The organism is Klebsiella sp. B345, from assembly GCF_051131735.1.
Lineage (GTDB): Bacteria > Pseudomonadota > Gammaproteobacteria > Enterobacterales > Enterobacteriaceae > Klebsiella.
On the sequence record NZ_CP180443.1, the window covers coordinates 468115 to 481124 of the forward strand.

Genomic DNA, 13010 nt, shown 5'->3' on the forward strand with positions numbered 1-13010 from the left:
ATGATGACTCGCGAGCAACGTCAACATGCAGTCGCGCTGATACAGCAGGCTTTGCCGGAGCTGGAGTGGACCTTACACCCGGCGAAGATTAAACGTCTTTCCCGCGATTTTCACTGGTTCAGCCCGGTGCTCAACCAACAGCTGGAAGGAAAACAGGCGGATGCCGTTGTCCGTCCGCGTAACGAAGAAGAGCTACGGCACCTGGTTGCCGCCTGCGTACAGCAGCAATTGCCGATTATCCTGCGTGGCAGCGCTACCGGTAATTATGGCCAACTGGTGCCGCTGGAGGGCGGCATACTGGTAGATATGACCGCGTTGAATCAAATCTGCGAGCTCAACAACGGCACGGTGCGCGCTCAGGCCGGCATTCGCCTGGCGGACATTGAAGCCGTTACCCGTCCGACAGGATGGGAGCTGCGCTGCATGCCATCAACCTTCCGCCTGGCCAGCTTAGGCGGTCTCTACTGTGGCGGTTTTGGCGGTATCGGCTCCATTAACTACGGTCCACTGGCGGCGCCCGGTAACGTGCTCAGCGTAAAAGTCATGACCGTAGAGGCCGCTCCCCGAGTGTTGACCATTCCGGCACCGCAGGCGCTGCTGCTGCACCACGCCTACGGCAGTAACGGTATTATCCTTGAAGTCGAGCTGGCGCTGGCCCCCACGCACCGCTGGATCGAACGCCTGGACGTGTTTGACAACTTCGCCGACGCCCTGAATTATGCCAACGAGTGCCTCCGTTCACCCGGTTTCGTCAAGCGCCAGCTTGCATTGTTTGCCGCGCCGATCCCGGACTATTTTAGCCATCTCAAGGAGCATTATCGGGCCGGGCAGCACGCGGTCATCAGCGTTATCGCCGAGGAGAGTGAAGGATTCTGTCCCGGACTGGTGCTGAAACATAAAGGGGAAAATGCCATCCGACAGCACGGCGACGAAGCCCGGGAGCGCAATGCCTCATTAATGGAATACTGTTGGAACCACACCACCTTACATGCGCTGAAAGTCGACAATACGCTGACCTATTTACAGACGGCGTTTAATTATCAGAACTTCCCGCAGCAAATTTTGCAAATGGAGCAGCGATTTTCAGGCGAAGTCATCTCGCATATTGAATTCCTGCGCGATAATGATGGCAATATTACCGCCAGCGGCCTGCAGTTAGTTCGCTATTCGACCGAAGAGCGGCTAAATGAAATCATGCAGATATTTCGTGAAAATGACGTAAAAATTAATAACCCACATGTTTATCAGGTTGAAGATGGTAAGCAGGGTGTGATTCGTTCTGACGTCGTCGCCGTCAAAAAATATATCGACCCGGATGGCTTGCTTAACCCCGGCAAGCTGCGAGGCTGGGCGCAGCGCGACCAGCTAGTGTTAGACAGTAACCCATTGTCCTTACACGATAAATAAATACCAGAGCCTTACTGGCCGCCCTACAAAATAAAAACAAGGTGGTATTACCTGCCATTTTTATGGCAGGTATTTTTCTTCCCAAAATTGAAGTGATATTTAACTGGGTGATCTCAATGAAAAGTAAAACCATGAATCGTGGACTAACGTTGGGTGCGTTGCTCATTTCCCAAGGGATATTCATTCAGACCGGCCACGCCACAATCCCCTTAACCACGGACTGTAAATCCAGCGTCGCTGGTTCACTCACCGAATTCTTTACCTGCGGTAGCATCAGCGGCAGCCTGCGCACATTATATTATTCAACCCATAACGCCTGGCGAGGTGAACAGCACCAGCTATGGCGCGCAGTTCAGTATGAAACTAGCCCCGTCTCTGGCGTGGACGCTGAATTATAACCATATCTCCGCCAACGGTAATCTGGATAACCCTATCCAGGCTGCATCAAACCTTGAACAAGACGTGCAATACTCAGGATGACAGGAGGACCTTGCCTGATAAACATTATTCATATTGATGTGCTTACAGAGCACCCCATCTCGTTAGCTAAAGTTCCTTTCGTCGCTTTGATCAAGGCTGAGACGTTTGCTGGTAACGAGGACCAAATCGTCAGTTTCGGATTTGTTTTGCTCTCAATCAGATCCACGGTCACCTGGTAATCACAAAAGTTGGCGCTTTTCGGCGTAGTTTGATCCATCAGAAAAGCCGCATACTGCCCTTTATCAGGACTGACGCCGATAAAAATAATCTTCCAGTAAGCACTTGGAATCTCAACCGAAGGATCCGCAGGTAACGTCGCAATATGCCTTTCGAAAAGAGGCCCCGTTACTGAATAAACTGCAGTAACATCACTTCGGTTGGCCAATTCGCGTTCTTTAGCTTCTAACCTTACCCATGCTCCCTGATTGAGGTCCGATTTTTGTGGTGTAATATTCGACAGATAATTAAGGGATTGCCAGTCTGACGCGCCCCCCAATCCAGCCAATGGCGCCTGGTGTCCGCGATCTACCCCAAGAAGCGCATTTGCATTTATATAGGCATCTGGGGGTAGCGTATCAGCTTGGGGTAATGCAGGATCCTGTTTCCAGTCTCGTGGCCGTCCGCTTGCCTGACTGGCTTTAGTTATTTTATACGCCACCCAATTAGCAAATTTACTGTCGCTATTATTGTTCAGGGTATAGCTTTCGCGAACTAATGTTTGCACACTGCCACCGGTCGGGCATCCAACTTCACAATTATCTATTGTAACCGGCAATTGAGTTAATTGGTGATAGCCTGTTGAACAAGACGTTAATAACAACACAAACCACAGACACAAATATCTATAGTAAACACGCATTTCAACCCCCATTGGATTACATTTTAGCGCCTGATAATCAAAAGAAAACGCTGCAATAAATTGCAGCGTTTTAATTTAAACACATATCATTCTAAACATAATACTTTTACTGTACTGCCACTTTTCTGTGGTGTTTTCATATCATTTAACCACTGTTCCATAGTGGTTTTCTCTTGTTCAGCAAACATATCTTTCACTCGCTCCCAACTGGCGCGGGAAAGGCTATATAACGCCTGCTGTAATGAGTATTCAGATTTAAATGATATAACACCTTTACTTTTGGTCGAAGAAATTTCAAATGTACTAGCATACAACGTGAATATCACCTGATCATCACCAGTTTGCAAAATATTTTGCGTGAAATTTGATGATTTCTGTTCTTCGTTTGCATAGCTTAGGGCTGCTTTAACTAACGAGGTTACGGATGACTTAATCTTAGACTGGTCGCTTTGTGTAAGCCCATAAAAAGCATCGACAAATGAGTTGACGAGCTCATCTGCATTATGGCTTTGTTGTTTAATATTTTTTGTTTCAGCACTCAACAACGTCAGACAAGGAACATTTGCTATGTTCTGAGTAAATTTCGTAAAATAAGCTTTACTCCCGGTTCCATTAGGATCAAGTGCATTATAACCTGATTGCACACGGCAAAGGTTTACAATGGTTTGCAGGCCATCAAACATCGTTTGTGGCGCTGACGATGTTGTGTTGAATAGCTGACTATCGCGAATATTTCCATCGATATATTCTTGCGTTGCAGCTGCGATCGCAGGATTCATAACAAGTATATCCTGTGAACTTCGCATAAATATATCTTCGTTATTTGCAGGGCTGGTAATGTAGTTAAACCAGGCAAGTGTTTTTTCTTTAAGATCTTCAGAATGCATGACTTATCTCCAGGGAATATTAAATGATTGCAATCACCATACCATGACACGGGACAAAGCAAGTGATTGCCTTGTGATTGATTACATATTAATAGCCAATGAGTTAACATCAAACGCGCAGTATGAAGACAGACAAGTAACTTACATTGCTGGTTGCAATGATGATCGAGCCAGAATATCTGGCGGGCTGCAAATTTGATGTTTTACTAGCTTATATTCTGCCCGTATTTTATCAATCAACTATTCCAGGTAATATTCAAATGTTAGCACCGAGGTTGACTTAACATTAGAAAATCAACTCGATGATTATTATGAAAACAACGCTAAAACATTACAAAGAGAAATTCACATGATGTGGATGAATGTCTTAAAATGCTTATTTATTCGATCATTAAAGCTGCGCGTTTTTATTTTTAAGAACATTATGCTTTTTAACGAAACGGCAGAAAGTTAAACTTCCAGAAAATAACGTAATGACTGTTCGCCATCTCCGATGGGGGGCATACAACAAAAAAATGCGCCTGCAGGCGCATCTTTCGTTCTCTTCAACACCTCACGCCCCTGCGCTATTCTCGGTCCAGTCAAACGCCAACTGTCTCGCGGTCCGTTCTGCCAGTGTTCTGTCAGCCAGGCGTTCAACTAAATGCAGGCACATATCAATACCCGCAGAGATACCGGCGGAAGAGACAATCTGCCCTTCATCGACCCAGCGCACACCCTCTTTTACATCTAGCTGCGGGAACATGGTCCGCAGATCGACGATATCCTCCCAATGGGTGGTGGCCGACTTGTCGGTCAACAAACCAGCCTTCGCGAGTAAAAATGCCCCCGTGCATACCGATGCGGTGATGGTCGTGGTGAAGGACTGCTGGCGGATCCACGCAATGACCGACTCCTTTTTCAGCTCTGCATCCACAACGCCTCCGGGAACGATCAGGCAGTCGATTGGCGGATGGTTGTCAATTGTCACTTCCGGGGTCAGCTTCAGGCCGGCGCGTGCATGGATGGTGTCCTGCGTTTCACCGATCGTGAAGACATTAAACAATGCCGGCTCTCCCCGATGCACCCTGGAAGCACAGGTAAAGACCTCATAAGGCCCGGCGAAATCGAGCACTTCAACATTATCGAAAATATAGATCCCCACGTTTACAGGCATAGATTCACTCCCCTGGAGGTACAAAGAAAACCGCAAAATAGAATTTATAAACCCGATCAACATTATCCTGGTATTAGCGATATTCCCTGAATTATTTGCGCTGCCAAAATACAGAAATCGAATGATGCCAGGATGAAACAGTTATCGTCATCATGCTGGCTATAGTTGCATCACATAGTGTGTGGATTTTACTTTTCCGCCCTTCTGCCTGTGGGCGATACCTTCCCCCTTCTCTTGCACAAATATTCCTCAAAGCCGCGAGGTACAGGCCCTGGCGCCGTTGCGGCCATCAACACAACGCTGCGCTGACCGTCTCCACGCCGTGCTTTGTTTTTGTGAAACGCTTGCACCTTTTTCGACAATAACGGCTCGTATTGTTCCTTTTTGGTGCTCGGGAATATCCATAACTTTCTGGGTACCTCCGCGGATAAATAAATATGTCTATATGTTTCATCAAGATAAAAAGATGGCATCAAAATTGCCTTTATCGACGTGGCAGACCGACACAGTAAAAAAAACGTACGGTTAAATGCACACACAACCACATAACAACACGATTTCTCCATACAGGATGCTTTATGAAAAAAATGATGCTCTCCACTCTGGTTGCCGCCGCGTCTCTGTTCGCTGTCGCGCAGCAAGCGCATGCTGGCACCACGTTGGATGCAATTAAGAAAAAAGGGTTTGTTCAGTGCGGTATCAGTGATGGTTTGCCGGGCTTCTCCTATGCCGATGCGAGCGGCAAATTCACCGGTATTGATGTGGATCTCTGTCGGGCGACGGCGGCGGCGGTGTTTGGTGACGCCAGCAAGGTCAAATACACCCCGCTGACGGCAAAAGAGCGTTTCACCGCGCTGCAATCTGGCGAAGTGGACATTTTGTCCCGCAATACCACCTGGACGTCGTCTCGCGATGGCGGGATGGGATTCTTGTTCGCCGGGGTCAACTATTATGACGGGATCGGCTTCCTGACCCACCAAAAAGCGGGCCTCAAAAGCGCGAAAGAGCTGGATGGAGCCACCGTCTGTATCCAGGCCGGTACGGATACCGAGCTGAACGTGGCGGATTACTTCAAAGCCAACAAGATGCAATACACCCCGGTGACCTTCGACCGCTCTGATGAGTCCGCTAAAGCCCTCGACAGCGGTCGTTGCGATACCCTGGCTTCCGACCAGTCTCAGCTGTATGCACTGCGTATTAAGCTCGGCAAACCGGATGAGTTTATCGTGCTGCCGGAAGTGATTTCGAAAGAACCGCTGGGCCCGGTGGTACGCCGAGGTGATGACGACTGGTTCACCATCGTCAAATGGTCGCTGTACGCCATGCTGAATGCGGAAGAAATGGGCATTACCTCAGCAAACGTCGATCAAATTGCGGCGAAACCGTCCAACCCGGATATCGCGCACCTGCTGGGCGCGGAAGGTGACTTCGGCAAAGACCTCAAGCTCGACAACAAATGGGCGTTCAACATCATCAAGCAGGTCGGTAACTACCAGGAAAGCTTTGACCGCAACGTCGGCAAAGACAGCGCTCTCAAAATCGCGCGTGGCCAGAATGCGCTCTGGAACCAGGGCGGCATCCAGTACGCACCGCCGGTACGTTAATTCTGCCTTCCAGTCGGGTACCGCAACCCTGCGGTACCCAATGCGCTTTTTTGATTGAGGTTTCATCATGTCGCAACGCCCAACCGTAAAAAGGGATTTTTCGTTCGGTAATCCTACGGTTCGCGCCTGGCTTTACCAGATAACCGCCATTGTGGCTGTGTTCGCTGTCGTGGGATATTTGATCCATAACACGGTGATCAACCTGGCCAACCGCGGTATCACCTCCGGTTTTGGTTTTCTTGATCGTAGCGCCGGGTTCGGCATCGTCCAGCATCTGATTGATTACTCGGAGGGTGATACCTACGCGCGCGTCTTCCTCGTAGGGTTAACCAACACCTTGCTGGTTTCCGCGCTGTGTATTGTTTTTGCCTCCGTACTCGGGTTCTTTATCGGTCTGGCGCGGCTGTCGGATAACTGGCTGCTGCGTCGGCTTTCAACTATCTATATCGAGACCTTCCGTAACATCCCGCCGTTGCTGCAGATTTTCTTCTGGTATTTCGCCGTGCTGCGTAATTTACCCGGCCCGCGAGAAGCATTAAGCGCCTTCGATCTGGCTTTTGTCAGCAACCGCGGGCTTTACATCCCCTGGCCCACCTGGGCGCCCGGCAGTTGGCCATTCATCATTGCTCTCGGATTAGCTATCGCCGGCAGCATCGGCTTGCGCCATTACAACCGGCAGCATCAGTTGAAAACCGGTCAGCCACGGCGGACCTGGCCGTTGGCCGCCGGGATGATCATCGTCTTCCCGCTGGCCGCCCACCTGCTGTTTGGCGCCGCCACCCACTGGGATGTCCCACAGCTGCGCGGCTTCAACTTCCGCGGTGGTTTCGTGATGATCCCGGAGCTGGCTTCGCTGACGCTGGCGCTGTCGATCTACACCTCGTCGTTTATTGCCGAGGTGATCCGTTCCGGTATTCAGTCGGTCCCTCACGGACAAAGTGAAGCGGCACGTTCGCTGGGCTTGCCGAATCCCGTGACCATGCGCCAGGTGATCATCCCGCAAGCGATGCGGGTCATCATTCCACCGCTGACCAGTCAGTATCTCAACATTGTGAAAAACTCCTCACTGGCGGCGGCAATCGGCTACCCGGATATGGTTTCGCTGTTTGCCGGTACGGTGCTGAATCAAACCGGTCAGGCGATCGAAACCATTGCCATCACCATGGCGGTGTACCTGATTATCAGTCTGATAATTTCGCTACTGATGAACCTCTACAACCGCAAAATCGCGCTGGTCGAGCGTTAAGAGAACGGAATGACTATGTCTGTTACTACACATGAAACACCGCCAGTGCCGACCAACCCGGCGAGTAAAGCCTGGGCCTGGGTACGTAAAAACCTGTTCTCCAGCTGGACGAACTCCCTGCTAACCCTGCTATGCCTGTGGATTATCTGGAGCGTGATCCCACCGGCGTTGAACTGGCTGGTCTTCCAGGCGAACTGGTTGGGAACCACCCGTGCCGACTGCACCAAAGAAGGCGCCTGCTGGGTATTTATCCATGCCCGCTTTGGCCAGTTTATGTATGGGCTGTATCCGCATGAACTGCGCTGGCGTATTAACCTCGCGCTGGTCATTGGTCTGCTGTCGATCGTTCCGATGTTTATCAAATCGATGCCGCGTCGGGGCCGGTATATCGCCTGCTGGGCGGTGGCCTATCCGCTGGTGGTCTGGTTCCTGATGTACGGCGGTTTCTTCGGCCTCGAGCGCGTCGAAACCCGCCAATGGGGCGGCCTGACGCTGACGTTGATTATCGCCTCTGTGGGCATTGCCGGGGCGTTGCCGCTGGGGATTTTGCTGGCGTTGGGGCGGCGCTCAACCATGCCGGTGGTGCGAACGCTGTCGGTGATTTTTATCGAATTCTGGCGAGGCGTGCCGCTGATTACCGTGCTGTTTATGTCATCGGTGATGCTGCCGCTGTTTATGGCCGAAGGGACCACTATCGATAAACTGGTACGCGCCCTGGTCGGGGTGATCCTGTTCCAGTCGGCCTATATTGCCGAAGTGGTGCGCGGCGGTCTGCAGGCGCTCCCCAAGGGGCAATATGAAGCGGCGGAATCGCTAGCGCTGGGCTACTGGAAAACCCAGGCGCTGGTTATTCTCCCCCAGGCGTTGAAGCTCACCATCCCCGGGTTGGTCAACACCATTATTGCGCTGTTTAAAGACACCAGCCTGGTGATCATTATCGGCCTGTTCGATCTTTTCAGTAGCGTACAACAGGCCACGGTTGACCCCACCTGGTTGGGGATGTCGACAGAGGGCTATGTTTTTGCCGCGCTGGTCTACTGGATTTTCTGTTTTAGCATGTCGCGCTACAGCCAGTATCTGGAAAAGCGCTTTCACACCGGGCGTAAATCGCACTGAGGTTTTACATGACACATACAATGACTAATTCTGCTGACGCAATGATGATCTCGCTCGAAAATGTGAACAAATGGTACGGCCAGTTTCACGTATTAAAAGATATAAACCTGCAGGTGAAGCCGCGCGAACGCATTGTCCTTTGCGGGCCTTCAGGTTCGGGGAAATCGACCACCATCCGCTGCATCAACCACCTGGAAGAACACCAGCAAGGGCGTATTGTCGTGGATGGCATTCATCTCAACGATGATGTCCGCAACATTGAACGTGTGCGAACTGAAGTCGGCATGGTCTTCCAGCACTTTAACCTTTTCCCTCACCTGACCGTGTTGCAGAACTGCACCCTGGCGCCGACCTGGGTGCGTAAGATGCCGACCAAAGAAGCGGAAGCCCTGGCCATGCACTATCTGCAACGTGTCCGCATTGCGGAACATGCACATAAATTCCCAGGACAGCTTTCCGGGGGCCAGCAGCAGCGCGTGGCGATTGCTCGTTCCTTGTGCATGAAGCCCAAAATCATGTTGTTTGATGAGCCGACCTCCGCGCTGGATCCGGAGATGGTCAAAGAGGTGCTCGATACCATGATTGGTCTGGCAGAAGACGGCATGACGATGCTGTGCGTCACTCATGAAATGGGCTTTGCTCGTACGGTGGCCGATCGGGTGATCTTTATGGACCGCGGCGAAATTGTCGAACAGGCGCCGCCGCAGGAGTTCTTCTCCAACCCTCAATCAGAACGTACCCGGGCGTTCCTGTCTCAAGTGATCCACTAAACCTGCACGCAAACCGCCCCTCAGTGCTGAGGGGCGGTTTCACTCAGCTGGCTTCCTGGCGCTGCACATCTACCGCCACTTCCAGCGCCAGCGTGGCTCCGCCGTCGAAAATCACCCCCTGTAATGGCGTGACATCGGCATAATCCCTGCCCCATGCGGTCACGATATGTTGCCCTTGAGGCATAAGATCGTTGGTCGGATCAAACTCCAGCCAGCCGCTATCAGGGATAAAAATGGCAAACCAGGCATGTGACGCATCGGTCCCGACAAGTTTTTCCTGCCCCTCTGGCGGCAGCGTTTCGATATAGCCGCTGATATAACGCGCAGGTAAGCCGACGGAACGCAGGCAGGCAATTGCCAGATGGGCAAAGTCCTGACAGACGCCGCGTTTTTCTTCTAAGACCTGTTCGGGCGGCGTGCTGACGCTGGTCGCCACCGGGTCGAAAGTAAACTCGGTAAAAATACGATGGGTCAACGCCATTGCGGCCTGCAGCACCGGGGTATCATCGTGGAACAGATCCGCCGCATAGCTGGCCAGCCGTTCCGAACGACGGATTAACCCGGAATCCAGCACATACTCTTTTGCCATGCGCAGGTCTGGCGTTGGGCAGGCATGCAGCAGGTATCGATACTCACCGCAGGTCAGCGCGTGGCTATGCAGCAGATCTGCGTGGTGGATTTCATCGATCTCAAACTCACTCTCCATCTCAATGGTGAGCGTGTCGTGCGGTACCTGAATCGAAAAATAAAAGGTCTGGTTGCCAAAATAATCACTTCCCTCGTTCTGGTAAACCGGCATCGGCGTGACGGTAATCCGACGCTGTAAACAGCGCTGGCTGGTGGTATTACGCGGCAACAGGTGTGTCATGTTGTAACATAGCGTCACCGGCGAATTGTACTGGTACCTGGTAAGGTGTCGAACCCGATATTTCATAGGTCAGTCTTCCACTGCGCGTTAATCAGTTGCTGTGGCCCGTCGGCATGATCGAAGTACTTGTCGCTCAGCAAGGTGGTAAATTGCTCCAGCTGGCTGATTATCTGGGTCATCAGGGCGTCCAGTTGTTCACGTTGCCCGCTGTTTTCATCGATCTGCGCCAGCAGATCGATCTCCGCAAGCTGAATATCCGTCAGGGATTTAATGATCGGCCGCAGGTCTGACGTCAGGCTGGAGGTCTGGGCCTCCTGGCGCGGCAGATCGAGGAGGTATTTGCGCAGCCGGTCGACCTGATAAATCAACGAACGTGGGTTCGTCCCGTCCAGCATTAATAAGTCCAGGCCGGAAATGATATTCATCTGCCCGCGATAGCGGCGACGGAAAGAAATCAGCGCCTCAACGCTCATCAGCACCGATTCCAGAATTTGCTGTTGCTGTAGACCCGGTACCGCGGGGGTGAGCGTGTGCTTCAGCAGAATGGCGGTCAGACGCGCCCGCTCGGCGCGCCGGCCAATTTCCTGGAATCGCCAGTCCATACCGCGCAGCATGCTCTCATGATTTAGCCCGGATAACGCCAGCAAAGAGGTGACCAGATTATCCAGTGACTCTTCCGGCAGCTCCGGCAGCCCGTCTTGATAAGCAACCTCTACGGTACGAATATAATCGCGTAATTCATTGATAATAATCCGTGTATCGGCCGAAAGCATCTCTTTGACCTGCTCGCCGCAGGCCAGCATATTAAGGATATTAAACTTGATGGAGCCGGTGCGCTGACCGTCGCAAACCAGCGATGCGAGTTCATGATTCAGATCGTCAGGCGCATCGCTTTCAGGCAACGTTCCGGTCAGTGCAGATAATGCCCCCAACAGAATGTCGCGGCTTTCAGGCATAAAATACTCAACGCCGTTGAGCTGTTTGAACAGAATACGGATCAGGCGCAGGCTCATTTCCGCGCGTTCCGCATAGCGGCCAAACCAGAACAGATTTTCGATCACCCGGCTGGGCAAATTTCCCTCATCACGCGGCAAAGAATCCATCAGCGGCGGCAGCGTAGTATCGTCATTTTCCCCGAGTATCCACGTATCTTTACTGCGCGCGCCGGATAAATCGCTGACAATACACTCCTCAGCCGACTCGGCCACCCGCGACAGGGTTCCAGGCATCACGCAGTACCCTTGCGCCGTGGCGACGGTAAACGCCCGGAAGATAGTGGGCCGATATTCAATGCGCTGATTATCCCAGACCGGGACGTGTGAGCCTGGGACATAGGCCTGTGCCACGTAGTTGTGTGGGCTGGCGGTAATCTGCTGAATAATCAGTTTGCGGCTATCAGCATCGAGGCTATGGCCGTAGATACTTTTGCTGTCAAAACTGCGGTAGGCCGGTTTGATGATCAACTGCTCAAGGTGGCTAATCACAAAATCGCGATCTTCCGCGCGCCCGCACCACCAGGTTTTCACCGTGGGAATCGATAGCGGTTCGCCAAGTAAATACTGGCTGATGTCCGCGAGGAACGCCAACAGGGCCGGTGCTTCAAGAACCCCGGAGCCCAGCGGGTTTGCCAGCACCACGTTGCCGTTGCGCACCACTTCAAGCAGCCCCGGCACACCCAGTCGCGAGTCAGCGCGCAGTTCCGTCTGGTCGCAGTAGGCGTCATCCATCCGGCGCAGAATCACATCAACTTCCGACAGACCGTTCAGGGATTTTAGCCATACTCTGCCATTCCGTACGGTCAGGTCACCGCCTTGTACCAGCTGAAAACCGAGATAGTTCGCCAGATAGGCATGTTCAAAATAGGTGCTGCTGTAGGCTCCGGGCGTCAGGACGACAATGCGTGGGGTATCGGTTTTATGGCTGGCGAGACTCGCCAGGGTATGGCGTAGCGCATGAAAGAACCCGGAAAGCCGCCGCACATGGCTGTTGCGAAACAGTGAGGGCAGCACACGGGAAACGGCAATACGGTTTTCCAGAACGTAGCCGGTGCCGCTCGGCGCCTGGGTCCGATCGCCAATCGCCACAAACTGACCATCGCCACCGCGCACCACATCGACCGCATGGAAAATCAAATTGTGCGCCCCCGGCAGGCGGATGCCATGGCATTGACGCAGAAAACCAGGGTGAGAAAAGATAATTTCCGACGGAATAATCCCGTCTTTCAGCAACCGTTGTTCACCATAAAGATCTTTTAGCATCAGATCGAACAGTCGCGAACGCTGCGCCAGCCCGCGTTCCACGGCTGACCACTCCTCTTCCGCCAGCAGCGTCGGAATGATATCCAGCGCCCAGACATTCGGCGAAAGCGGATCGCCATTGAGGTTATAGGTTGCGCCATCATCGCGCAAAATACGCTGAGCCTGGCGAAGACGGTTTTCCATCCCCTCCACGCCCATCTCGCTGACGCTGTTGATCACCTCCGCCCAGTGCGGGCGGAGGGTATTGGTCAGATCGCAGGCTTCGTTATAGATGGCTGTCGGCGCATTCCCGACAGAGAAAGAGGCCGGCTCACAGGCCGGCGCGCTTGATTCAGAAAAAGAAGCTGTCATGTATGCTG

The 13010-nt window shown here is 52.3% G+C and carries 11 protein-coding genes; 6 read left to right on the top strand and 5 right to left on the bottom strand.

The genetic code is table 11. The annotated features are described in order from the left end of the window. Together ACMYSO_RS02145 and ACMYSO_RS02150 are read left to right on the top strand one after the other, a co-directional pair. On the top strand, positions 1-1407 hold the full coding sequence (locus ACMYSO_RS02145) for an FAD-binding oxidoreductase (RefSeq protein WP_434669046.1): 1407 nt from the start codon (positions 1-3) through the stop codon (positions 1405-1407). A gap of 62 nt (positions 1408-1469) precedes the next feature. Then, complete coding sequence (locus tag ACMYSO_RS02150) at positions 1470-1805, top strand: hypothetical protein (protein ID WP_434669047.1); 336 nt, start codon at positions 1470-1472, stop codon at positions 1803-1805. A 110-nt stretch (positions 1806-1915) separates the two neighbouring features. Here the strand turns inward: ACMYSO_RS02150 and ACMYSO_RS02155 are convergent, their stop codons facing one another. The 3 genes from ACMYSO_RS02155 to ACMYSO_RS02165 all read right to left on the bottom strand — a co-directional run bounded on the left by ACMYSO_RS02155 (position 1916) and on the right by ACMYSO_RS02165 (position 4789). Continuing rightward, complete coding sequence (locus ACMYSO_RS02155; RefSeq protein WP_434669048.1) at positions 1916-2746, bottom strand: DNA/RNA non-specific endonuclease; 831 nt, start codon at positions 2744-2746, stop codon at positions 1916-1918. Between the two features lie 86 nt (positions 2747-2832). Further along, entirely contained in the window at positions 2833-3633 is an 801-nt protein-coding gene (locus ACMYSO_RS02160) for a hypothetical protein (RefSeq protein WP_434669049.1), read from the bottom strand. A 553-nt stretch (positions 3634-4186) separates the two neighbouring features. Further along, positions 4187-4789, bottom strand: coding sequence for a DJ-1/PfpI family protein (locus ACMYSO_RS02165; RefSeq protein ID WP_434669050.1), 603 nt, complete (start codon positions 4787-4789; stop codon positions 4187-4189). Between the two features lie 578 nt (positions 4790-5367). Between ACMYSO_RS02165 and ACMYSO_RS02170 the strand changes: the two genes are divergently transcribed. The 4 genes from ACMYSO_RS02170 (at position 5368) to ACMYSO_RS02185 (ending at position 9525) form a co-directional block, all read left to right on the top strand. Beyond that, positions 5368-6393 carry an amino acid ABC transporter substrate-binding protein gene (locus ACMYSO_RS02170; protein WP_434669051.1) on the top strand — a complete coding sequence of 342 codons (1026 nt, stop codon included), beginning with the start codon at positions 5368-5370 and terminating at the stop codon, positions 6391-6393. A 67-nt stretch (positions 6394-6460) separates the two neighbouring features. Next, entirely contained in the window at positions 6461-7639 is a 1179-nt protein-coding gene (locus ACMYSO_RS02175) for an amino acid ABC transporter permease (protein ID WP_434669052.1), read from the top strand. A 15-nt stretch (positions 7640-7654) separates the two neighbouring features. Continuing rightward, entirely contained in the window at positions 7655-8755 is a 1101-nt protein-coding gene (locus ACMYSO_RS02180) for an amino acid ABC transporter permease (RefSeq protein WP_434669053.1), read from the top strand. Between the two features lie 8 nt (positions 8756-8763). Next, positions 8764-9525: an amino acid ABC transporter ATP-binding protein gene (locus tag ACMYSO_RS02185; protein ID WP_434669054.1), complete on the top strand. Its 762-nt coding sequence runs from the start codon at positions 8764-8766 to the stop codon at positions 9523-9525. Positions 9526-9568: 43 nt separating this feature from the next. On the opposite strand, the gene ACMYSO_RS02190 is transcribed toward ACMYSO_RS02185, so the two are convergent. Together ACMYSO_RS02190 and ACMYSO_RS02195 are read right to left on the bottom strand one after the other, a co-directional pair. Then, complete coding sequence (locus tag ACMYSO_RS02190; protein WP_434669055.1) at positions 9569-10393, bottom strand: transglutaminase family protein; 825 nt, start codon at positions 10391-10393, stop codon at positions 9569-9571. Positions 10394-10455: 62 nt separating this feature from the next. After that, entirely contained in the window at positions 10456-13002 is a 2547-nt protein-coding gene (locus ACMYSO_RS02195; RefSeq protein ID WP_434669056.1) for a circularly permuted type 2 ATP-grasp protein, read from the bottom strand. Between the last annotated feature and the right edge of the window lie 8 nt (positions 13003-13010).

Bases quoted from the DNA above. Each gene is read 5' to 3' on its own strand.
- ACMYSO_RS02190 (WP_434669055.1), bottom strand. From the start codon at position 10,393: ATGACACACCTGTTGCCGCGTAATACCACCAGCCAGCGCTGTTTACAG.
- ACMYSO_RS02145 (WP_434669046.1), top strand. From the start codon at position 1: ATGATGACTCGCGAGCAACGTCAACATGCAGTCGCGCTGATACAGCAG.
- ACMYSO_RS02165 (WP_434669050.1), bottom strand. From the start codon at position 4,789: ATGCCTGTAAACGTGGGGATCTATATTTTCGATAATGTTGAAGTGCTC.
- ACMYSO_RS02160 (WP_434669049.1), bottom strand. From the start codon at position 3,633: ATGCATTCTGAAGATCTTAAAGAAAAAACACTTGCCTGGTTTAACTAC.
- ACMYSO_RS02180 (WP_434669053.1), top strand. From the start codon at position 7,655: ATGTCTGTTACTACACATGAAACACCGCCAGTGCCGACCAACCCGGCG.
- ACMYSO_RS02150 (WP_434669047.1), top strand. From the start codon at position 1,470: ATGGCAGGTATTTTTCTTCCCAAAATTGAAGTGATATTTAACTGGGTG.
- ACMYSO_RS02185 (WP_434669054.1), top strand. From the start codon at position 8,764: ATGACACATACAATGACTAATTCTGCTGACGCAATGATGATCTCGCTC.
- ACMYSO_RS02175 (WP_434669052.1), top strand. From the start codon at position 6,461: ATGTCGCAACGCCCAACCGTAAAAAGGGATTTTTCGTTCGGTAATCCT.
- ACMYSO_RS02195 (WP_434669056.1), bottom strand. From the start codon at position 13,002: ATGACAGCTTCTTTTTCTGAATCAAGCGCGCCGGCCTGTGAGCCGGCC.
- ACMYSO_RS02155 (WP_434669048.1), bottom strand. From the start codon at position 2,746: ATGCGTGTTTACTATAGATATTTGTGTCTGTGGTTTGTGTTGTTATTA.
- ACMYSO_RS02170 (WP_434669051.1), top strand. From the start codon at position 5,368: ATGAAAAAAATGATGCTCTCCACTCTGGTTGCCGCCGCGTCTCTGTTC.